Annotated in this window: 10 protein-coding genes; 9 read left to right on the top strand and 1 reads right to left on the bottom strand. The window is 48.6% G+C overall.

Annotated features, from left to right (window positions below):
* Nucleotides 1-124: 124 nt before the first annotated feature.
* A complete protein-coding gene (locus tag D5S11_RS04445) occupies nucleotides 125-334 on the bottom strand; it encodes a hypothetical protein (RefSeq protein WP_053104397.1) in 210 nt (69 codons plus the stop codon).
* 964 nt (nucleotides 335-1,298) lie between these two features.
* Between D5S11_RS04445 and D5S11_RS04430 the strand changes: the two genes are divergently transcribed.
* The 9 genes from D5S11_RS04430 (at nucleotide 1,299) to D5S11_RS04390 (ending at nucleotide 24,664) form a co-directional block, all read left to right on the top strand.
* Nucleotides 1,299-1,976 carry an MBL fold metallo-hydrolase gene (locus D5S11_RS04430; protein ID WP_003154103.1) on the top strand — a complete coding sequence of 226 codons (678 nt, stop codon included), beginning with the start codon at nucleotides 1,299-1,301 and terminating at the stop codon, nucleotides 1,974-1,976.
* Between the two features lie 314 nt (nucleotides 1,977-2,290).
* Nucleotides 2,291-3,160: an ACP S-malonyltransferase gene (gene fabD, locus D5S11_RS04425; protein WP_015417505.1), complete on the top strand. Its 870-nt coding sequence runs from the start codon at nucleotides 2,291-2,293 to the stop codon at nucleotides 3,158-3,160.
* 136 nt (nucleotides 3,161-3,296) lie between these two features.
* Complete coding sequence (locus tag D5S11_RS04420; RefSeq protein ID WP_020955844.1) at nucleotides 3,297-4,271, top strand: acyltransferase domain-containing protein; 975 nt, start codon at nucleotides 3,297-3,299, stop codon at nucleotides 4,269-4,271.
* A 1-nt stretch (nucleotide 4,272) separates the two neighbouring features.
* Nucleotides 4,273-6,513, top strand: coding sequence for an ACP S-malonyltransferase (fabD, locus tag D5S11_RS04415; RefSeq protein ID WP_032866034.1), 2,241 nt, complete (start codon nucleotides 4,273-4,275; stop codon nucleotides 6,511-6,513).
* A 65-nt stretch (nucleotides 6,514-6,578) separates the two neighbouring features.
* Nucleotides 6,579-6,827 carry an acyl carrier protein gene (locus tag D5S11_RS04410; RefSeq protein ID WP_012117592.1) on the top strand — a complete coding sequence of 83 codons (249 nt, stop codon included), beginning with the start codon at nucleotides 6,579-6,581 and terminating at the stop codon, nucleotides 6,825-6,827.
* A 51-nt stretch (nucleotides 6,828-6,878) separates the two neighbouring features.
* On the top strand, nucleotides 6,879-8,141 hold the full coding sequence (locus tag D5S11_RS04405; protein WP_014417818.1) for a hydroxymethylglutaryl-CoA synthase family protein: 1,263 nt from the start codon (nucleotides 6,879-6,881) through the stop codon (nucleotides 8,139-8,141).
* Nucleotides 8,138-8,911 (top strand): enoyl-CoA hydratase/isomerase, encoded by a 774-nt coding sequence (locus tag D5S11_RS04400; RefSeq protein ID WP_053104404.1) that lies wholly within the window; start codon nucleotides 8,138-8,140, stop codon nucleotides 8,909-8,911. The genes D5S11_RS04405 and D5S11_RS04400 overlap by 4 nt, the downstream gene beginning before the upstream one ends.
* Nucleotides 8,912-8,920: 9 nt before the next feature.
* Nucleotides 8,921-9,670, top strand: a complete 750-nt coding sequence (locus tag D5S11_RS04395) for a polyketide synthase (protein WP_003154094.1) — start codon at nucleotides 8,921-8,923, stop codon at nucleotides 9,668-9,670.
* A gap of 39 nt (nucleotides 9,671-9,709) precedes the next feature.
* The gene (locus tag D5S11_RS04390) at nucleotides 9,710-24,664 is read left to right on the top strand and encodes a non-ribosomal peptide synthetase (RefSeq protein WP_108724966.1); all 14,955 of its coding nucleotides are present in this window, start codon (nucleotides 9,710-9,712) and stop codon (nucleotides 24,662-24,664) included.
* Nucleotide 24,665: the final 1 nt, after the last annotated feature.

The following is a 24,665-nucleotide window of genomic DNA, read 5'->3' as shown; positions in this document are numbered from 1 at the left end:
GGTACCTGCTTTTCCAAATTCACAGGGAGGAGATGGAGGGGGAATTTAAATAAAATTGGAATTTGGCAGGTTATACTATCCGCAAGTTAGTCAAGGGGGACTAGTAATTAGCCCCCCCTTACATTTAGTTCTTCCTGCGGTTTTTTCTATTTTTGATCAAACTGAAAACCACTAAGAGAACCACACCGATAGCAACGATATAAAATGAAATTTCTGCTGCTGCGGTATTAATATTCTTAAGAACAAGGATAAGTCCTATTAAAACTATAGGAATGATGAAAGTTAGAATTTTTATAGCTTTTGGGCTCGGTTCAGCATTACTTTTATGTTCCATAGTTACCTCCGATCTTAGCACTTTAGAAAATAATCACTTTAAAGCTTAACACAGGATAAATTTGTTAAACACCAACAATAGCCCCGTTTAAATGAAAAGCCTAAGAGTTTTAGTAATCCGCCAAGCGGCTGTTGGGTTGCCAGTTCTTTTAGAGCACCCGCATAGCACGCATCTTCAACTGCACCAGTAAAATTGTCGATCGTATTAAGAATTATTTCAAAACGCCGATTCCGCCCATAGCAGCTTTAACTTTAGCAGGTATTGCATCCCAATCTGCTCTTAGTGCTTTTGCATCCCAGGGCAATTTACCTTGAGCAGTAAACTCCGACCCATATAACACAGTCTATTTGTCTAATGATTAATATTTACTTTTTACACTTAATGATTTTATGTTAGTTTTGGTTTTGCACAGTAAAAAGCTGCGCGACGCTTTCGTGAATTGTTGCAGCTAGGGCTGATTTGAAAAGAGTGTAAATTCCGCCTTACTTTTCTAAGTTCAATTATGTTAATGTCAACATAACGTTGAATTCGGTGTAAGAACTAAGGTATTCTGATATATTTCGAGAGCCCGTATGATTTAGTTTATCTTGAAGAAAAGGATTGAAATAATAATCTTGATTGCGGATCATTTCTAAAAACTGATTATCCCCTTCGACCGCTTCGGCAATTGCTTTTCAAAACAAAAGCTCAATTTGTTTTCTTTTTATCCGAAACTCATATTCATCCTTCATTTTCTGAATAAAATTCCCTAAAGAATTCATCTAAATTAATATTCTGATTTCCTTATATATCAGCATAGCAAATTGTAAAAAAGGTCCAGACTGGTGCTTTTGGCGGGAGCAGAAAGTTTTTTTAACTTTACCGGAAAATCCATGGAAAAACGTGGTGTCATCTGGTAAAGTGGTTACAGTCGGCTGGGCGGCGGCAGCAGTCTGCCCGGATCTTTTAAATGGGAATGGTGACAATGGATCATACATATGAAGTGCATCAAATCAAAACTTATCACCAGATGTGGTCCAACTATTGTTATATTATCGCAGACCGATCAAAAAAATCTGCGATAGCGGTGGACCCGTCCTGGGAAATCGATAAAATAACCGATAAACTGCATGAATTGGATGTTGATTTATCCGCTATTTTATTAACACATTCGCATTATGACCATGTAAACTTGGCGGAGCCGCTTCAGCAAATCTATCATTCTGATATATACATGTCGTCGGCGGAAATCGATTTCTATCAATTCCGGTGCAGAAACTTAATAGCGCTTGAAGACGGCCAAACCTTTGCGGCCGGAGGGTTTATCATCAGAAGTATACTGACCCCGGGACATACGGCCGGGGGAATGTGCTATTTGCTATCTGATCATCTTTTTACCGGTGACACCGTGTTTACAGAAGGGTGCGGTATATGTGAGGACAGGGGCAGCTCAGCTGAAGATATGTTTCACAGTATACAGAGGATCAAAGCCTCCATTCCGCCGCATGTGCGTGTGTATCCGGGGCACTCCTTCGGGGAGAAGCCGGGTCAAAAAATGGAGAGTCTTTTGAAAAACAATATTTACTTTCAGATTGAAAAAAAAGAACATTTTGTGAATTTCCGCAACAGAAAAAATCAAAAAGGGCTGTTTCATTTTAAGTAATGTGTAATTTAGTTCTATCTAACTAGCTTTTCTTTTGAGGCAAGGAACTTCTGAAATGGAATGGAAGTTATTACTAGATTTCTGGTGATGAATGGCTGAGTAACGGGAGTTTGCGGAAGAGAACGCCGGGCAGGCCGGATGGGACATTCTGCTTACGCCTGTTCCGAAAGCCCTGAGTCCGCCTTTCGACAGGGAAAAATAGGCATTATTCAGGAGTTCACATAGGATAAATTAACTTGACATGGTATTTTTGTGAAGTTACTATCAACTTGAACATGCTTCTTATCTGAATCCGAGAAAGGATGGCTGAGAAAATGATCACATACTTATTCCCCGGACAAGGTTCTCAAAAGCAGGGAATGGGGAGCTCATTGTTTGATGAATTTAAAGACTTAACGGAGCAGGCTGATGAAACACTCGGATATTCCATGAAACGGCTTTGTCTTGAGAATCCGTATTCCAACCTTCACAAGACGCAGTTCACCCAGCCTGCTTTATATGTTGTAAACGCGTTAAGCTATTTGAAAAAAATCCAAGACAATGACATAAAGCCGGATTATGTGGCCGGCCACAGTTTGGGAGAATATAATGCGCTGTTTGCAGCAGGTGCGTTTGATTTTATTACCGGTCTGCAGCTTGTCCGTAAAAGAGGCGAATTAATGAGTATGGCCACTGACGGAAAAATGGCCGCTGTTATGGGGTTAACTGCAGCACAAGTGTCAGACGCCCTTCAAACGCACGGATTACATACGATTGATATTGCCAATATGAATTCTCCTCACCAAGTTGTCATATCCGGACGCAAAGAAGACATTGAAAGAGCCAAAAGCGTATTCGAAGGATTAAAAGACGTTACGATGTTTCATCCGTTAAACGTAAGCGGCGCTTTTCACTCGAGGTATATGAGTGAAGCAAAACAAGAGTTCGAAAAATTTTTACAGTCATTTCATTTTTCTGCTATATCAATTCCTGTCATTTCTAATGTGCATGCCAGACCTTATGAGCAAGACGGAATCCACTCCGTTCTGGCCGATCAGATCGACCATTCAGTGCGATGGAACGACAGCATCCGCTATCTGCTGGACAAAGGGCGGATGGAATTTGAAGAAGTCGGCCCAGGCCATGTGCTGACAGGACTTATTCACCGCATCAAAAAAGAAACTGAAGCTTCACCCGCCATGTAGCGGAACGCAAGTCAAAATTCTTATCTCACACAATAGTGCCAGCCATACAACATCACGACCACTTCACTTGCACACGACATCACGAAAAACTCACAAATCAATATTTTGAAAAAATAAAGAGCAAAAAGGAGAACAAATGAACCAGCCAATTGTTTTCATGTTTTCTGGACAGGGTTCCCAATACTATCAAATGGGGAAAGAGCTGTTTGCACATAACGCCGCTTTTCGGCAGAAAATGCTTGACTTGGACGATTTTGCAGTCAGCCGTTTCGGTTACTCTGTCCTTAAAGAGATGTATCATACAGGCAATCGTCTGTCTGATCCATTTGACCGCCTTCTTTTCAGCCATCCTGCCATTTTTATGGCTGAGTACGCACTTGCATATGCTTTGGAGCAAAGAGGCATACGTCCCGATTATGTGATCGGAGCAAGCCTCGGAGAGTATGCAGCGGCCGCTGTGTCGGGCGTGCTGAGCGCCGAGGATGCTTTAGATTGCGTGCTGGAACAGGCCCGAATCGTTACGGAAACTTGCCGTAACGGCAGCATGCTTGCGATACTGGGTGATCCGGCTTTATATCAAGATGATCCGCTGCTCGGCGAACATAGTGAATTGGCATCTGTAAACTATCATTCTCACTTTGTCATCTCGGGAGAGCGGGAACATATCAAAAAGATCATGGACGATCTGAGAGAAAAGCAGATTCCTCATCAGCTATTGCCGGTATCTTACGGGTTTCACTCAGCGCTGGTTGATCAGGCGGAACAGCCGTACAAGCGCTTTTTAGCTCAGAAATCAATCCGGACTCCGTTTATACCGTACATCTCCAGTGCGACCGGAGAGGCTGAGACCGATATACAAGCGGACTTTTTCTGGGATATCGTAAGAAAGCCGATTCGATTCCGCGAAGCGCTTCAATTCGCAGACAGCCGCCAAAAAGGATTCTATATTGATGCCGGGCCTTCCGGAACATTGGCCGCATTTGCCAAACAGATTCTTCCTGCAGGATCGGCTGAACGCATCCGTGCCATTATGACGCCGTTTCATAAAGAACAAACACATTTGCAGCAAATAGAAGACAGCATTTTATCACCGCCCGGAAGGAGACTGTAAGATGATCAGCTTTGTTTTTCCAGGCCAAGGCTCGCAAAGAATAGGGATGGGGGAGGACCTGTTCGGCCGCTATCCTGAATTAACCGCAAAGGCCGATCACATTCTCGGATATTCCATTCAGGAGCTGTGCCGGGACGGAGAACGTCTCAATCAGACTCAATTCACTCAGCCGGCGCTCTATGTCGTCAATGCCCTCAGTTATTTGAAAAAAACAGAAGAAACCGGCTTGAAACCGGATTTTACCGCCGGACACAGTTTGGGCGAATATAACGCGTTATACGCTTCGGGCGCCTTTGATTTTGAAGAAGGCTTACAGTTGGTCAAAAAAAGGGGCGAACTGATGAGCCGCGCAAAAGGAGGCGGCATGGCAGCGGTGATCGGCCTGACTCATGAGCAGGTGACGGATGTTTTAAGAGAAAATCACTTGGATATGATTGATATCGCCAACATGAACACACCGCAGCAAATTGTCATTTCCGGATATAAAGAAGATATTGAAAAAGCAGCATCCGTTTTTGAAGCCGTAAACGGCGTAAAAATGGTTCACCGCTTAAATGTCAGCGGCGCCTTTCACTCCAGATACATGCTGGAAGCGAAGGAAGAGTTTTCACGGTTTATTGAATCTTTCCATTTTAAGCCGCTGTCCATCCCGGTCATTTCAAATGTGACGGCAAGACCCTATGAGCAGAGAGAGCTGAAAGAGACACTCACCGGACAAATAACGGGATCGGTGAACTGGACAGACAGCATCCGTTTCTTAATGGGAAGAAAGAACATGAGCTTTGAGGAAATCGGTCCCGGAAAAGTGCTGACGGGGCTGATACAAAGAATTACGGCTGAAGCGGAGCCGATAACAGATGAAATCAAAGTCCCGGCTGAGGCTGGAAAAAGCTCAATTACGGCGGCGTCTTTAGGAAATGAAGAGTTTAAGCGCGATTATCAATTGAAATACGCCTACTTGGCCGGCGGCATGTACCGCGGAATTTCTTCGAAAGAAATGGTTGTCAAACTGGCTGAAAAAGGAATGATGGGCTTTTTCGGAACGGGCGGTTTGAACATCGCGCACGTTGAGGACGTCATTTTGTCAATTCAGCATGAGCTTCGTGACGGCGGTTCCTTCGGCATAAATGTTGTACATAACATGAAGCATACAGATTCAGAAGAAAAAATGATTGATCTTTTACTGAAGCATGGGGTTCAGAACTTGGAAGCATCAGCGTTTTTAACGGTTACTCCCGCTTTAGTAAGGTTTCGCGCTAAGGGGTTAAAACGCGGTGCCGGCGGACAAATAATAGCGCGTCAGCGGATTATCGCCAAGCTGTCCCGTCCGGAAGTAGCGGAAGCGTTTCTCAGCCCGGCGCCTGATCACATTCTGCAGAAACTTGCAGCCGAAAACAAAATTACCGCTGAAGAAGCAAGTCTGATGAGAGAAATACCCGTTGCGCATGACATCTGCGTAGAGGCTGATTCAGGCGGCCACACTGACGGCGGAGTTGCTTACAGTCTCATGCCGGCGATCATCCGTTTACGAGATGACATGATGAAAAAATACCGATACGGCAAAACTGTCCGCATCGGAGCCGCAGGGGGAATCGGAACGCCCGAGGCTGCCATGGCCGCATTTATGCTCGGCGCTGATTTTATTGTGACCGGATCTATTAACCAATGCACCGTTGAGGCAGCGACGAGCGGCCTCGTAAAGGACCTCCTGCAGCAGATGAATGTACAGGACACGGCCTACGCGCCGGCCGGCGATATGTTTGAATCAGGCAGCAAGGTGCAGGTATTAAAGAAAGGGCTGTTCTTTCCGACCCGCGCCTCTAAGCTGCATGAACTGTATCAGCGTCACCGCTCAATTGAAGAAATTGATGAAAAGACACTCAGACAAATAGAAGAGAAGTATTTTAAGGCAAGTGTAAGCAGTATTTATGACAAAGTGAAGGCTCATTATTCGAATGAAGACATTTCAAAAGCCGAACGGAATCCGAAACAGAAAATGGCGCTCATATTCAAATGGTATTTCAGGCAAAGTTCTGCTTCGGCGATTAAAGGAGACCCGGATGCCAAGGTAGACTTCCAGATTCATTGCGGCCCGGCATTAGGCGCCTTTAATCAATGGGTGAAAGGTACGGAGCTGGAGTCCTGGGAAAACCGCCATGCCGATGGTATCGGCCTGCGGCTTATGGAAGAGACGGCCACGCTTTTGAATCAGAAGTTAGGTTCATTTTTGCAAACGTGTTGACAAGACGAAATGATAGATTGAAAACATGGAATATTCATAAAAGATGAAACAGGGAGGAACTGACAATGAGTAAAGAAAGAATCTTTGAATTGCTGCAGAACACAATCTACGAGGTTTTACCTGATTTAGAAGGCGAACAGCTTTCGCAGGAAGACCGGTTAGTTGATCTGGGGGCGGATTCAGTGGACCGCGCCGAAATTATCACGATGATGCTTGAAGAATTATCACTGCAGATCCCGCGTGTTGAGCTGACGGGAGTGTCAAACATCGGCGAATTGGCGGAAAAGCTTTATGAAAAGGTACAGGCTGTCTGATAAAACGGTGAAATAATCGGAAACTCAAAATTCATATTGGAGGCGAAGTTCATGGCGGCTGCCGGAATAGAAGCGATAAATGTGTTTGGCGGGACAGCATACCTTGATGTCATGCAGCTGGCGGAGTACAGAAACTTAGACCCTGCCAGATTTGAGAATTTACTGATGAAAGAAAAAGCGGTGGCGCTTCCGTACGAAGACCCCGTTACATTCGGCGTTAACGCGGCAAAGCCGATTATCGACCGATTGACAGAGGCTGAAAAAGACAGAATCGAGCTGCTGATTACCTGCTCGGAGTCCGGCATCGACTTCGGAAAATCACTCAGTACATATATTCATGATTACTTAGGCCTCAACCGGAACTGCCGTTTATTTGAACTGAAACAAGCCTGTTATTCAGGAACGGCGGGTTTGCAGATGGCGCTTAACTTTATTTTGTCGCAGACATCCCCCGGAGCGAAGGCGCTTGTCGTCGCGACGGATATTTCCCGGTTTTTAATTGCCGAAGGCGGCGATGCGTTAAGCGAGGATTGGTCTTACGCAGAACCGAGCGCCGGAGCGGGTGCCGTCGCCTTATTGATCGGTGAAAATCCAATCGTATTTCAGGCGGATGCGGGCGCTAACGGCTACTACGGCTATGAGGTGATGGATACATGCCGTCCGATCCCGGACAGTGAAGCCGGTGACGCCGATTTGTCATTGATGTCTTACCTCGATTGCTGTGAACAGACATTTCGCGAGTACAAAAACCGTGTGCCGGGCGCTGACTACAAAGAGACGTTTCACTATCTTGCCTTCCATACACCGTTTGGCGGCATGGTCAAAGGGGCCCACCGGACGATGATGCGCAAGCTTGCAAAAGCGAAAAACGCTGAAATCGAACAGGATTTTCAAACCAGAGTAGAGCCGGGGCTCCGCTACTGCCAAAGAGTCGGAAACATTATGGGAGCAGCCTCTTTACTGGCTCTTGCAAGCACGATTGACCAAGGGGCATTCGACACTTCTAAGCGGATCGGCTGTTTTTCGTACGGCTCCGGGTGCTGTTCAGAATTTTACAGCGGCGTTGTGACGCCTGAAGGACAAACGCGGCAGCATTCTTTCAAAATAGAAGAGCATCTGAACAACAGATACAGGCTGTCCATGGAAGAGTATGAAGAACTGTTTAAAGGCAGCGGTCTGGTGAAGTTCGGAACCCGGAATGTCAAATTGGATATGAATATGATTCCGAACATTTTAGACCATCATGCCGGGAGCCCTCGTTTATATTTGGAAGAAATCACGGAATTTCATCGGAAATACAGGTGGATATCGTGACCTATGAAACGATAAACGTCCGTTTTCAGCAAAATGTCTGCTTCATCACCTTTGATCGGCCTGAAGCCAACAATACGATTAATGAGCGTTTAGTGGAGGAATGCCTGCATGTTCTTTCTGAATGTGAAGACTCCGTGACCTCCGTAGTGCTTGAAGGGCAGCCGGAGGTATTTTGTTTCGGGGCGGATTTTGATGAGATGTACCGGAAAATGAGGCAGGGAATGCAGCATGCGGAATCGCAGGAGCCGCTTTACCGTTTGTGGCTGGCATTAAAATCCGGGCCGTACATTACAATCGCCCGCGTCCGCGGAAAAGTAAATGCGGGAGGTGTCGGTTTTGCTGCCGCGTGCGATATCGTCATTGCAGAGGAGAGTGCTTCGTTCAGTTTATCTGAACTGTTATTCGGACTTTATCCAGCCTGCGTTCTGCCGTTTTTAATTCAAAGAATCGGATGTCAAAAGGCGCATTATATGACGATTATGACAAAGCCAGTGCCGGCACGCCAGGCGCTTGAATGGGGACTTTGTGACGTATGCGTCCCGGACTCAGCAACAGAGCTGAGAAAGCATTTGCTGCGTCTTCGCCCACTGTCGAAAAAAGCAGTCATCCGCTATAAACAATACATGGATTCCTTAAACGACCTTGTTCATCGTTCGAAATCCATTGCTCTAGCCGAAAATCAAGCGATGTTTTCAGATCCGGATAACCAATCAGCCATCTTCCGTTATGCAGAAACGGGGCGGCTTCCTTGGGAAACGGAGAACAGTTAGGAGGATATCATGCCGAACGCCGCAGTTGAACTGCTCGAAATTGAACCGGATATTATCCAAGTGACAATGCAGGATAAAGCCCATAAAAACGCCTTCTCCAAAGAACTGACGGATGGATTGATGGAAGCATTCACCCGTATAAAAAAATCGTCAGTCTATAAAGCTGTGATTTTAACAGGGTACGGCCATTACTTTGCTTCCGGAGGCACACAGGAAGGCCTGCTCAGGATTCAGCAGGGCATCACGAAGTTTACGGAAGACCGCATGTACTCTTTGGCGCTGGAATGTGATATCCCCGTCATTTCCGCCATGCAGGGACACGGAATCGGAGGCGGGTTTGTCATGGGGCTTTTCAGTGATTTTGTCATTTTAAGCAAAGAAAGCGTGTATACCGCAAACTTTATGAAATACGGTTTCACCCCCGGAATGGGCGCTACCTTTATCGTTCCGGAGAAGCTTGGGGCAAGCCTCGGCCATGAAATGCTGTTAAACGGCGGCCACTACCGCGGCGGTGACCTGGAGAAAAGAGGGGTGCCTTTTCCGGTGCTTCCTCGGCAGGAAGTACTAGACTATGCGCAGGAATTGGCCCGTGAGCTAGCAGAAAAACCGAGAAACTCTTTAATTACATTGAAAAGGCACTTGGTGACGCCGTTTCGCGAGCAGCTTCCGGCCGTCATTGAGAAGGAGTTAATCATGCACGATGAGACGTTTCATGATGATGAAGTGAAAAAACGAATCACGACGATGTACGGAGTATAAGACATACATCTTACATACAGATGAAATGGAGGCAGCTCTATGAAAAGTGATATGAAGGCAAGCGGGTTACTCAAGCCATCTGTCAGCTATGGAAAATCATTGCGGCTTTCAGCGGATCAGCCGATGACGATTCCTGAAGTCCTGCACAAAACCGCCGCGGCAGCGGGAGATCAAAAGGGCATCACATATATACAGCCTGACGGCACCAAAGTGTACCAGACTTACAGCAGCCTGAAAAAGATCGCTCTTTCGATTGTGAAAGGGCTCCGCCAATCAGGAGTGAAGGCTCAGGATGAAGTCATATTACAGCTCAGTGACAATTCCCAGCTGATTCCTGCTTTTTGGGGCTGTGTTTTTTTAGGAGCGATCCCGGTTCCGCTTGCGGCCGCTCCGGCTTATACAGAAATGAACAGCGGGACGCAAAAACTGAAAGACGCCTGGACGCTTTTGAATCAGCCGTATGTCATCACAAGCCGTGACGTGCTGCCGGAGATGACTGAATGGGCGGAGGAGCAGGAGCTTTCCGGGTTTTGCGCTTTGGCGGCAGAAGATCTCAGTGCGCACGAAATGGATACGGACTGTCATCATCCCCGTCCGGAAGATTTGGCGATGCTGCTTTTGACCTCGGGAAGCACGGGCACGCCGAAAGCCGTGATGCTCAGCCATGAAAACATCGTCTGCATGGTCAAAGGAAATATTCAGATGCAGGGCTATACAAGTGAGGATGTCACGTTTAACTGGATGCCTTTTGACCATGTCGGCGGCATCGGAATGCTTCATCTGCGTGATGTTTATCTCGGATGTGAGGAAATCAACATACCGAGCGAATCCATTTTGATGGACCCTTTAAAATGGCTCGACCTGATTGATCATTACCGCGCTTCGGTCACGTGGGCCCCAAATTTTGCCTTTGGGCTGCTTGCTGATTTTGCAGAAGAGATTCAAACGCGGAAATGGGACTTATCTTCCATGCGTTACATGCTGAACGGCGGGGAGGCCGCGGTTGCGAAAGTCGGACGCAGAATTATGGAGCTTTTAGAGCCGCACGGTCTGCCGGCTAATGCCATCCGTCCCGCATGGGGAATGTCCGAAACGTCTTCGGGCGTTATTTTCTCAGATGAGTTTACACTGGAAAACACGAGTGACGACGATCGTTTCGTCGAGATCGGTCTGCCGATCCCGGGATTTAATATGAGAATTACGGATGACCGCAATCAAGTGGTGGAAGAAGGAGAAATCGGCCGCTTCCAAGTGTCGGGTCTGACTGTAACGAGCGGATATTATGAGCGCCCGGACTTAAACGAGAGTGTCTTTACAGAAGACGGCTGGTTTGAAACGGGAGATCTCGGATTTCTGCGTGAAGGCCGCCTGACGATAACGGGGCGCACGAAAGATGCCATCATTATCAACGGTGTGAATTATTACAGCCATGCCATTGAATCAGCCGTTGAGGAATTGCCGGAAATTGAAACGTCATATACAGCGGCATGCGCCGTCCGGCCGAATCAAAGCACGACAGATGAGCTGGCGATTTTCTTTGTGACATCTGTTCCGTTGGATGAGAACCGCATGACGAAGCTTCTTCATCACATTCACCAGCACGTGACACAGAGAATCGGCGTTACCCCTGATTATCTGCTTCCGGTCGCAAAAGAAGACATTCCTAAGACGGCGATCGGGAAAATCCAGCGCACTCAGCTGAAACATTCATTTGAACAAGGGCAATTTGATTCATTACATAATAACAGACAAGAAGGCGGCAATTCAGACACGGCTTCTGCAGAGAAAGAAATTGAACGGGATTTTATCCGTTTTCTGAAAGAGGAACTTTCCATCGCGGATGAGCTCGTTGATCCAAATACACCGTTTCAAAGTCTTGGCGTCAATTCCATCAAGATGATGAAACTCGCCAGATCAATTGAAAAAACGTATCACATCCGGCTGACGGCAAGAGAGCTGCACAAAAACCCGACGATTGGCGCTTTAGCGGCTTATACTGCTGAAAAAGCGGCAAACATGTCAGCGGACCATCATCCCCAAAAAGCCGAACCGCCGGCAGAACGGGAGAGACGGCAAACGGCGCCAGCGTTTTCAGAAGTCCAAAAAGGGCTGTGGACATTGCAGAAAATGTCGCCTGAAACGACTGCATACCATGTCCCGCTCTGTTTCCGATTCACATCCGGAATCGACAAAGAGAAACTGAAACAGGCGTTTCAGCTCGTATTAAAGCAGCATCCGATGCTCAAAAGCGCCGTGAATGAAACAGACGGCGGGTTTTATTTCATAGAAGCGGCAGATCCTTTTGTATTCTCGGAAGAAGATATTTCTGACGTCAATGAATCACAAATATCCGCTCTGATACGGAAAAAAGTGAAAGAGCCGTTTGTCAAAGAAGGCGGGCCTTTGCTGCGCGTGCAGCTGCTTTCAAAATCCGCCGAGGAACATTATCTTTTGACGGTCATTCACCACATCGTGTTTGACGGCATTTCATCCATTACATTTATTCACAGTCTGCTGGATCATTATCAGGCGCTGCTGGAGGGAAAAGAAGAGTTTACGGCTGCTGCTCCCGGTATTCATCCCGATTTCGCGGCTTGGGAAAAGGGGTATTTAGCGGGTGAAGAAAGCAAAGCTGCCCGCGCTTACTGGATGAAACAGCTCGAGGGCGATCTGCCTGACCTTCAACTTCCGCCGATGCGCACGGAAAGCAGTGTTCCGGAGTTTACAGAAGATACGCTGACACGCCGTCTTCCCGAACGGCTGCTGAATAATATAACGGCGTTTGCCGCATCCCGTTCGATTCATTTGTCTACCGTCATGCTGAGCTGCTATATGGTGCTTTTAAGCAAATATACGGATAAGGAAGATATTGTGACAGGTATGCCTGCAATGGTCAGACCCGAAGAACGCTTTGACGGAGTGGTCGGCCATTTCCTTAACATGCTTCCCATACGGAGCAGAGCCGGACGAAAAGAAACATTTGCTGACTTTGTTCAAAAGGTGCAGGATGCCGTTCTGGACGGGCTGGATCACTCCTTTTATCCGTTTCCGAAAATGGTGCGTGATGTGCATGCGAAACCCCGGCAGAACGGTTCGCCTGTTTTCAGCAATGCCTTTTTCTATCAGAACTTTCTGCAGCATTCGAGCTATCAATCGATGCTTGATGAATACAAGGAATTCTCCTGTGAGTTTGTAAAAGACATTCATCAGGAGGGGGAATATGATCTTGTATTTGAAATGTGGGAAGAAGCATCAGGCATGGATCTTACGATTAAATACAGCACCGAACTATTCGACGAAGCAGGGGCGGCCAGGCTTTTCAGCCAATTTGTACAGGCTGCTGAAGCTTTGACGGCGAATCCGGATATGCCGCTTGAGAACGTTTCTCTCATGACAAAAAGAGAGGAGCACATGCTTCTTAAGACTTGGAATGAAACAAGCCGTGAATATCCGGATGCCTGCTTCCATGAATTGTTCGAACGTCAGGCGGCAGAAACGCCGGACGCTTGTGCGGTCGTGTATGAAGAGCAAAAGCTGACGTACCGTGAGCTTGATGAAAAAAGCACGAAGCTGGCGCTCTATTTGCAGGCGCACGGTGCAGGCCCTGATGACCTCATCGGCATTTATACAGACCGTTCATTGCATATGGCTGTCGGCCTTCTCGGCATTTTAAAAGCAGGGGGAGCGTATGTGCCGCTTGATCCTTCTTATCCCGCTGACAGATTGGAATATATGATCGCCGACAGCAGGATTTCAATGTGCCTGACGACAGCTGATTTAGAGCACTCTTTGAACTGGGGAGGCGTGCAGACAACTGCCATTGACCGCGATTGGTCTCATATTGAAAGTACAGCCGCGGAAAGACCGTCGCTGAAGCGGTTAGTGACACCTGACGATCTGGCGTACGTCATTTACACGTCGGGCAGCACGGGCAAACCGAAAGGCGTGATGATTCCGCACCGGGCGCTGACCAATTTCTTACTCTCGATGGCGAATGAACCGGGGCTTTCGTCTAAAGACAAACTGCTTGCCGTCACGACATATTGCTTTGACATCGCGGCACTGGAGCTTTACCTTCCTTTAATCAAAGGAGCGGAGTGCAACATCTGTAAGACAGAAGTCACAAAAGACGCACGGAAGCTGAAAGAGCTGATTCAAGAGTACAAACCGACGATCATGCAGGCGACCCCGTTTACGTGGAAAATGCTCTTTCATTCCGGATGGTCAAATGAAGAAAATGTGAAAATCCTTTGCGGCGGAGAGGCGCTTAGCGAACAATTGAAGCAGCAGTTTCTCGATACGAAAAGTGAGGCTTGGAATATGTTCGGGCCGACAGAGACGACAATCTGGTCCGCGGTGCAGCGGATAACGGAGAATGAGAGCGCGCTTACGATCGGACGCCCGATCGCCAATACCCGCGTGTATATTATGGATTCCGGTCTCAACCCTGTTTTAGAAGGGGTGCCGGGAGAACTTTGTATTGCGGGAGACGGATTGGCAAGAGGGTATTTCAACAAGCCTGAGCTGACAGATAAAGCTTTCGTCAGCCACCGGCTCGAACTGGGATCAAAGCTTTATAAAACAGGCGATATGGCGCGTTTTCTTCCCGGCGGCCGCATTGAATACATGGGACGGATGGACACCCAAGTCAAAATCCGCGGCTACCGCATTGAACCCGGAGATATTGAGAGCAGGCTGAATGCCCATCCGGCCGTACAGGAAAGTGTAGTGGTTGTGAACAATCACTCCGGAAATGAGAAGCTTTGCGCGTTTTATATCCGGAAAAACGGAGAGCCGCTTCCGTCTGCAAAGGAATTGCGCAATCATTTGAAACAAGCGCTGCCGGCCTATATGACGCCAGCTTCGTTTATCCGTCTTGAAGAGCTGCCGCTCACACCGAACGGAAAAGTGGACCGCAAGCTTCTTGCTGCCCGCGATCTGACGGAAAAGCAGCCGGACACACAAACATTTTCATCATCTCATATCCAGCAGGCGGTGCTGGCGATTTGGCAGGATGTATTGAAAAGCAAAGATATAGAGCTTGATGACCGCTTTTTTGATGCGGGGGGAGATTCGCTTCTTGCCGTGACTGTCACTGACCGGATGACGCAGGAATTGGATTGTGAATTCAGTGTAACGGAGCTGTTTGAATACGCGACGGTAAAAGACATCAGCCGGTATATCGCTGAACAAAAACCGAAAGAAGCCGTTTTGGCTCCTGTACCGCAAAAGAAAGTGAATGCAGAAGACCGGGAACACCCGGCGGGAGAATTTCCCGATTATTACGAGGACAGTCTTGCGGTTATCGGTATATCCTGTGAGTTTCCGGGAGCGAAAGATCATTATGAATTTTGGAATAACATCAAAGAAGGCAAAGAAAGCATCACCTTCTTTTCAAAAGAAGAGCTCCGCCGATTCGGTATTTCTGAAGAACTGGCTGATCATCCCGGCTTCGTTCCGGCTAAATCAGTTTTAGAGGGGAAAGAAATGTTTGATCCCGGTTTCTTCGGCTTTTCACCGAAAGATGCGGAATATATGGACCCTCAGCTGAGAATGCTTTTGCTCCATTCATGGAAGGCAATCGAGGATGCGGGGTATATCTCCAAAGAAATTCCGGAAACAAGCGTGTATATGTCTGCCAGCACGAACTCTTACCGCAGCCTGCTGCCGGGGGAGACGACAGCACAGCTGGAAACGCCGGATGGCTACGTGTCATGGGTGCTTGCCCAAAGCGGTACGATTCCGACGATGATTTCTCATAAACTCGGGTTGAAAGGGCCGAGCTATTTTGTTCATGCCAACTGCTCATCTTCGTTAATCGGCCTGCATTCGGCTTTTCAAAGCCTGCAGTCCGGCGAAGCCAAGTACGCCCTTGTCGGCGGTGCGACCCTTCATACGGAATCAAGCGCCGGGTATGTTCATCAGCCGGGGCTGAATTTTTCGAGCGACGGGCATATTAAAGCGTTTGACGCGGATGCTGACGGAATGATCGGCGGTGAAGGGGCCGGCGCCGTGCTCTTGAAAAAAGCGTCTGATGCGGTTAAGGACGGCGACCATATTTATGCGCTGCTGCGCGGAATCGGCGTCAATAACGACGGAGCGGATAAGGTCGGATTTTATGCGCCGAGCGTCAAAGGACAAGCTGAGGTCATTCAGAAGGTCATTGATCAGACGGGCATCCATCCCGAAACGATCGCGTACGTCGAAGCTCACGGCACAGGAACAAAACTCGGCGATCCGATCGAACTGTCCGCACTTCAATCGGTGTACGGCCGATATACAGATAAAAAACAATACTGCGGCATCGGTTCAGTCAAAACAAATCTCGGGCATTTGGATACAGCGGCCGGAATGGCGGGCTGCATCAAGGTTGTCATGAGCTTATATCATCAGGAAATCGCGCCGAGCATCAATTACAAAGAGCCGAATCCGAATCTTCATTTAGAAGACTCTCCGTTTTACGTAGCGGGAGAAAAGAAAGAGTTAACCCGTGAGAACAGAGCGCACCGCATGGCTTTAAGCTCTTTCGGTCTTGGCGGAACAAACACACACGCGATTTTTGAACAATATCCGGATGCATCCGAAGCAGCAGACGCTGCCGGTCCGTTCATCATTCCGTTGTCTGCCAGAAAAAAAGATCGTCTGAAGGAGTACGCAAAACAGCTGCTGGCTTTTCTGGAAAGAAAAACGGACGCCGGCCTCGCTGATCTTGCCTACACGTTCCAAGTCGGAAGGGAAGCGATGGAAGAGCGTGCGGCCTTTATCACAAGCGGCACTGCGGAGCTGAAGCGGCAGCTTGCCGATTTTATCAATGATAAGCCGGCTGTAACAGGCTGCTTCAGAGGAGAAAAACAGCAGGTGAAAGATATTGCCTGGCTTTCTGATGATGATGACAGCGCTGAACTCATTGAGAAATGGCTTGCGAAAGGAAAAGGACCGAAGCTCTGTGAAATGTGGAGTAAAGGCGTCGCCATCAATTGGCACAAGCTTTACAAAGACAAGCATCCGAAACGAATCAGCGTGCCGGTCTACCCGTTTGCAAAGGAGCCGTACTGGCCGAAAAAAGCAGAAAAGAACACATCTGCCGCACACACCGGAGTCTCAGTTTTACACCCGATCGTGCAGCAAAATACGTCAGATTTGGCCGTTCAGCGGTTCAGCTCACGGTTTACAGGCTCAGAATTTTTCCTGAAGGATCATGTGGTCAGGGAAAAAGCGGTGCTGCCGGGAGCGGCATATTTGGAAATGTCTTATGAAGCGGTAAAACGGGCGCTTGGCGGCTTATTAAAAGACCAAGACAGAATAACGCTCCATCATACCGTCTGGATGAAGCCGATCGTCGTTCACGAACAAGAGCGCCAGGTCCATATTGCGCTGTTCCCTGAAGAGGACGGCATCATCTCATATGACATTTACAGCGTAAACGCTGACGGCGAAGAAGTGCTGCACAGCCAAGGACGGGCCGAAATCATTAAGGTTGAACAAGAGCCTGAGAGAGACCTTTCTGCCATACAAAACAGATGCACAGCGGACATTCTTGATCCGGCGGCCTTTTATCGGGAAGGCCGGAGCAGGGGGATGTTCCACGGAAAAGCCTTCCAAGGCATTAAGTCCGCCTTTATCGGCGAGAAAGAAGTGCTCTCGGACATACAGCTTCCGGATTCTGTTTCTTACACGAACGGACAATTTACGCTTCATCCGAGCATCATTGATTCGGCTATTCAGACGGCGACGATCTGCATTATGCAGGAGTTTTCCGGACAAAAGCTGATTCTGCCGTTTGCGCTGGAATATCTTGAAGTCATCAAAGCATGCACGCCGACTATGCGGGCGCATGCACGCTTCAGCGAAGGATATCAAACCGGTGATTCCGTGCAGAAAGCCGACATTGACCTGTTCGACGAAACAGGAGCGCTTTGCGTGAAGGTGAGAGGATTCTCTACGAGAGTGCTTGAAGGCGATGCAGAATCGGCTCAGCGGCTATCAGGCTCGGAAAAGGTCTTGTTTGCACCGGTCTGGAAAGAAGCCGCCGCATCCGAGAAAGCTTCTGTCCATGCTGATGAGCATTTGATCATACTTTGTGAAGATGCCTGCCGTATAAAAGATGAAGCGGCATCCGGCCTGAAAGACGCCGAACTGTTGATTGCAGAAGGTGAGGGTGAAACAGCCGCTGAACGCTTCCAAAGCTTTGCGCAGACAATCGCCGAACACATCCGGCGGATCATCAGCGAAAAAAGGCAGGGCCGCATTCTGATTCAGACCGTTATCTCAGCAGACGGCAGCCAGCAATTGTTTGCGGGGTTAACAGGTTTGTTAAAAACAGCCGAGCTGGAATACGGAAAACTTGACTGTCAGCTCATCGAAATGGAATCAATCGGCGAAATGCCGGCTGTCGCTCAAAAACTGAAAAACGACAGTCATCGGCCGCATGATAAACATATCCGTTATAAAGGAGAAAAACGGTATGTGAAGGCTTGGGAAGAAATGCATCCCGCAGGGGGCGGCATCGTCTGGAAGGACGAAGGTGTATATCTGATTACCGGAGGCGCGGGAAGCCTGGGCTTGATGTTCGCAAAAGAAATCGCAGGTCGCGTAAAACACCCGAAAATCATTCTGACCGGCCGCTCAAATCTGGCAGAAGCCAAACAGCGTGAGCTTGCTATGCTTCAGCACTCCGGCGCAAATGTCGTCTACAAAAAGCTGAATGCGGCAGACCGGCGGGAAAATGAAGCGCTGATCAAAGAGATTACGGCGGAATTCGGAAAGCTTAACGGAATTATTCACGCTGCGGGAGTGATACAAGACCGCTTCCTGCTGCAAAAAACGAAGGAAGAGTTCAGAGAAGTACTTGACCCGAAAGTCATCGGAACCGCTTATTTAGATGAAGCCAGCAAAGACTGCAATCTTGACTTTTTCGTATTGTTCTCCAGTGTTTCCGGCGTTCTCGGCAATGTCGGGCAGGCTGATTATGCCGCCGGCAACGCGTTTATGGATGCATACGCCGCTTACAGGCAATCCCTTACGGAGAATGGCCTTCGGCACGGAAAAACGGTCGCCTTTAACTGGACGCTGTGGAAAGATGGCGGTATGCAGGCGGGAGACGAGACGGAGAAAATGATGAAAAAAGCTTTCGGCATGGTTCCGCTTCAAAAGGCGTCAGGCCTGGCTGCATTTTATGAAGGAATGGCTCAGGAAAAGCCGCAACTTTTAGCAGCCGAAGGACACGCAGCAAAATTAAAACAGTCGTTCCTATCTGTTTCTGAAACTGAAAAGCCGCAGGTGCAGAGTATAGAGCCTGTATCCGCCGTTTCGGGAGACAAATGGCACGGTGCGCTTATCCGATTGGTCAGTTCAATTTTAAAAGTCGGCCAAGACGAGATTGATATTGATACGGAACTGAGTGAATACGGTTTTGATTCCGTATCGTTTACCGTCTTTACGAATCAATTAAATGAAGCGTATCAGCTGGAGCTGGCGCCGACGATCTTCTTCGAACACGGGACGATCCGCAGTTTAGCAGAGTATTTGACGGATGAGGCAGAAGCCGGCCTTCCTTCTCAGCCGGAAGAAAAACACGATGCAGAAGAATCTCTTCAAACGCTTCACACCGCTTTGACAGCCATGGTAAGCGGCATTTTAAAAGTTGACCGTGAGGACATTGAGACAGATACGGAATTGAGTGAATACGGTTTTGATTCCGTATCCTTTACCGTCTTTACGAATCAATTAAATGAAGCGTATCAGCTGGAGCTGGCGCCGACGATTTTCTTTGAGTACGGAACGATCAGCAATCTCGCCGGATATTTGGCAAAAGAGCATCCGGGCCGTTTCGGCGAAAAGAAGAAAGAGTCTCCGAAAAAAGAGCAGCCAAAAGCCCAAAAACCGAAAATGCAGCGGAAAAAGCGCTTCGCAACGGTAATGAACGCTGCGGCAGCGACACAAGAGCCGCGCCGCTTGGACCCGGTTGCCATTGTCGGAATCAGCGGCCGATTCCCGGGTGCAAAGGATATAGAGGAATTTTGGCGCAATTTGAAAGAAGGAAAGGATTCGATCACAACCATTCCGAAAGAACGCTGGGATTGGCAAGCGTTTGATGACGACCCGAATCTTGAAGGGAACAAAACGAATATCAAGTGGGGCGGCTTTATCGACGGAATAGCTGAATTTGATCCGCTGTTCTTTGGGATTTCACCGCGGGAAGCCCAATATTTAGATCCGCAGCAGCGGCTGTTATTGACTTATGCATGGCGGGCGATAGAAGATGCGGGCTGTAAGCCGGAAAGCCTTTCCGGCACAAATACGGGCGTCTTTATCGGCACCGGAAATACTGGTTATAAAGATTTGTTCACAAGGGCAGGTCTTGCGCCGGAAGGACATGCGGCGACAGGCAGCATGATTCCTTCCATTGGTCCGAACCGTTTGAGCTATTTGTTAAATCTTCACGGGCCGAGCGAGCCGATTGAAACGGCATGCTCAAGCTCGCTTGTGGCGATTCACCGGGCGGTATCCGCTATAGAAAACGGAGAATGCGACATGGCGATTGCCGGGGGAATCAACACGATTCTGACGGAAGAAGCGCATATCAGCTACAGCAAAGCAGGCATGCTCAGCAAAGACGGAAAATGCAAAACCTTCTCCAAAGATGCCAACGGGTATGTCAGAGGAGAAGGCGCGGGAATTCTGATGCTGAAGAAACTGACAGATGCAGAACGTGACGGCAATCCGATTTACGGCGTGATCCGCGGTACGGCTGAAAACCACGGCGGCCGGGCGAATACGTTAACCTCGCCGAATCCGAAACTGCAGGCTGATTTATTGGTGAAAGCATATCGGAAAGCGGGAGTGGACCCGAGCACCGTCACGTATATTGAAGCGCACGGTACAGGAACGGAATTGGGCGATCCGATTGAAATAAATGGTCTGAAAGCGGCGTTTCACGAGCTGGCGAAAACAAATCAAGAGCCTGAAGTCTCCGGTCACCGCTGCGGCATCGGTTCGGTCAAAAGCAATATCGGCCATTTAGAGCTTGCCGCGGGAGTATCAGGCGTCATGAAAGTGCTTTTGCAAATGAAGCACAAAACGCTGGTGAAAAGCCTGCATTGCGAGACGATCAATCCGTACATTCAGCTTGATGACAGTCCTTTCTACATCGTGCGGGAAAATCAGGAATGGACGGCAGCAAAAGATAGAAACGGAAATGCCATTCCGCGCCGGGCCGGGGTCAGCTCATTTGGCATCGGCGGGGTCAACGCCCATATCGTCATTGAAGAGTATGTCCCGAAAGCAGCCGCTCAGCCTGAGCATAGCCCGGAAAATCCGGCAATCATCCTTTTGTCCGCCAAATCAAAAGAAAAATTGTTTGAACAGGCGCAGCAGCTGCAAAAAGCGATCCGTCAAACGCCGTATACAGATCAAGACTTGGCGGGCGTCGCTTATACGCTGCAAACCGGAAGGGACGAAATGGAAGAGCGCTTGGCCATTCTTGCAGCGACGATGGCGGAATTGGAAACAAAGCTGGAAGCATTTACGAAAAATGAGAAAAACATCGCCGGGCTGTATACCGGCCAGTCTCACCGCAATAAAGATACGTTTGCCTTGTTCACGGCAGATGAAGATATGGACATCGTCATTGACGCCTGGATCAGAAAAGGCAAATTCGCCAAGCTGGCAGAGGTATGGGTGAAAGGCGGTGTGTTGAATTGGAACCGGCTGTATGAAAAGGGTACGCCGCGTTTACTCAGTCTACCGTCTTATCCGTTTGCAAAAGACACGTATTGGGTACCGGAGAATCCTGACAAAAATAAGGTCCATACAGAGGAACGGATGAAACGTATTCTGACGAAACAATGGGAACCGAGCCCGCTCGAACTGCGTGAACCGTGCCCACGTTCCGTTGCGATTTTGACAGGCGGGGACACGATCAATCTCGCAGAAGAGATCGCAGCGCATATGCCGAATCACCGTATTATCACAACATCAGACCTTACCGGTGTATATGACTGGCAGGCGTTTGGCGGAGTCATCGATCTTCTCGGCGCAGCGAAAGAAGAAGCTTCTGGAGATATGACCGGTATCAAATGGCTTCAGCAATTGATTGAGCATGGGCATAAAGAAGGGATAACACTGCTTTGTGTCACGAAAGACCTTGAGTCATTAAATAAAGAGGCCAATCAAACAACAGGAGCAAAACGGGCCGGTCTGTACAGAATGCTGGCATGTGAGTACGGTCATCTGTCTTCAAGGCATCTCGACCTTGAAGGAGCGCTTTCTGATGACAAACTGGCGAAGCAGATTGCCGATGAGTTTCATGCCCGTACTGATGACGCGGAAGTTTGCCGGAGGGACGGCTTGCGCTACCGCGCCGTATTGAGCGGCTCAGAAAATATGAATATGCAAGGCGAGAGAATTGATTTTCCGGACAACCATGTGCTTCTGATCACCGGAGGGACGAGAGGGATCGGTCTTTTATGCGCACGCCATTTTGCCGAACATTACGGAGTGAAAAAACTGGTGCTTACAGGACGTGAGACCCTTCCGCCGCGAAGTGAGTGGACAGGCGGACTGAATGGGGTGACGGCTTCTGTAAAAGCGAAAATTGAAGCTGTTCTCGACTTGGAATCCAAAGGTGTACAAGTGAAGGTATTGTCAGTCCCGTTAGCTGATGAAGCCGGGCTGAGACAGGAACTGAGTCAGATAAAACAGACGCTCGGACCTATCGGCGGCGTGATTCACTGCGCGGGTGTGACCGATAAAGAGACGCTCGCATTCATCAGAAAAACCGATGAAGACATACAGCGCGTGCTCGAGCCGAAAGTAGACGGGCTTCAGGCGTTATACAGTGTGCTCAGCGAAGAGCCGCTGAAGTTTTTCGTCTTGTTCTCTTCCGTGTCAGCTGCGATACCGGCGCTTTCGGCAGGACAGGCCGACTATGCCATGGCCAATGCGTATATGGACTATTTTGCAAACTCATACAAAGAGCAGCTGCCGATCGTAAGCATTCAGTGGCCGAACTGGAAAGAAACCGGAATGGGCGAAGTAACGAACAAAGCTTATAAAGAGAGCGGGCTATACAGCATCACGAATGCAGAAGGATTACAGCTCCTTGACGGCATACTTATTGAATCAGCAAGGGGCCCGGTGCTGCCGGCCGTTCTGAATCCTAAGCTGTGGAAGCCGGAGCGATTCCTGCGGCGGAGCAGGCAGGATCAGCCAATGAGTCCGGCTATGGTAAAACCGGCGGAAAAAACCGCTGATACTGCCGCAGACAACGCTCAATTAACAAGGAAAACAGAAGAATGGCTGAAAGAATTATTTTCTGAAGAGCTGCGGATTGACCAGGATCAGCTTGAGACAGACGTATTATTCCAAGATTACGGAGTGGACTCCATTATCCTTGCCCAGCTTCTGCAGCGGATCAATCGGAATCTCTCGGCATCGCTTGACCCGTCCATTCTGTATGAATATCCAACGATTCAATCTTTCGCAAATTGGCTTCTCGAAGGATATACAGAAGTTTTGTCAGAACGGTTTGATTTGGCGGCGGCGGAGCCTGTTATGAAGAAGCCGGCTGAGCCGGTAATTGAAACACAAGCCGTTAAGGTGCAAGAAGAGCCGGCCGAAAAACAGATTCACCGGGAAGATATCGCGGTCGTCGGCATGTCCTGCCGGTTTCCGGGGGCGGCTTCCTTAGAGGCATACTGGTCGCTTTTGGCTGAAGGCCGTTCGGCTATCGGTCCTGTTCCGGCTGAGCGATGGGGTTTGAAGACGCCTTATTACGCGGGAATGCTTGATGGAATTCATCAATTTGATCCGGACTTCTTTTTACTGGCTGAAGAAGATGTAAAGGCAATGGACCCTCAAGCTTTGGCCGCTCTGGAAGAATGTCTTAACCTGTGGTATCACGCGGGCTATACGCCGGATGAGATAAAGGGAGAAGCAATAGGTGTGTATCTCGGCGGACGCAGCCGTCACAGACCGGGTGAAGAGAAACTGCTGGACGCGAAAAACCCGATCGTCGCGCTTGGCCAGAATTATTTGGCCGCCAATCTCTCTCAATACTTTGATATGCGCGGCCCGAGCGTTGTCCTCGATACGGCTTGTTCTTCTGCTTTAGTCGGAATGAATATGGCCGTGCAGGCTCTTGTAACAGGAGAAATAAAAGCGGCCGTCGTCGGCGGCGTGAGCCTGTTTGAATCAGAAGAAACCCATAAATTATTTGAACAGCGCGGCATATTAAGTAAAGCGCAGTCGTTCCATGTATTTGACGAACGCGCCGATGGAGTCGTGCTGGGCGAGGGTGTCGGAATGGTTCTATTAAAAACCGTGTCTCAGGCGATTGAAGACGGAGATTCTATTTATGCCGTAGTGAAGGCGGCATCCGTCAATAATGACGGAAGAACGGCCGGCCCGGCTACGCCGAGTCTGGAAGCGCAAAAATCCGTCATGAAGACGGCTCTTGAAAAAAGCGGAAAACAGCCGGAAGACATTACTCATATTGAAGCGAACGGTTCAGGCACGGTCGTGACGGATCTGTTAGAACTGAAGGCCATTCAATCCGTCTACCGTTCAAAAGACGCCGGCCCGCTCGGAATCGGATCTGTGAAACCGAACATCGGGCACCCGCTTTGCGCGGAAGGAATTGCAAGTTTCATAAAAGTTGTTCTCATGCTGAAAGAAAAGAGCTTTATTCCGTTTTTATCAGGCGAGCATGAAAACACACATTTTGATAGAGAAAAGGCCAATATTCAGTTCAGCCGCACTCTGGCAGACTGGCCGTCACCAATACCGGCGGCAGGAATTAACTGCTTTGCCGACGGCGGAACAAACGCCCACGTCATTGTGGAAGCGTGGCAGGAAGACGAAGGGCGCCGAATCAAGCGCCATCCTTTAACACCGCCTGCATTAAATAAGCGGCTGATTTCGCCGGACAGCAAAGAAGAAACGAACGAAAAAGCTGCGGCAAACATCTGGGATACCTATGAAGTGGAGGTTTAAC

It is taken from the genome of Bacillus sp. L75 (assembly GCF_003676355.1).
In the GTDB taxonomy this organism is placed as follows: domain Bacteria; phylum Bacillota; class Bacilli; order Bacillales; family Bacillaceae; genus Bacillus; species Bacillus velezensis.
The sequence above is the reverse complement of the archived record's forward strand: the minus strand, read 5'-3'. Positions and strand labels throughout refer to the sequence as shown.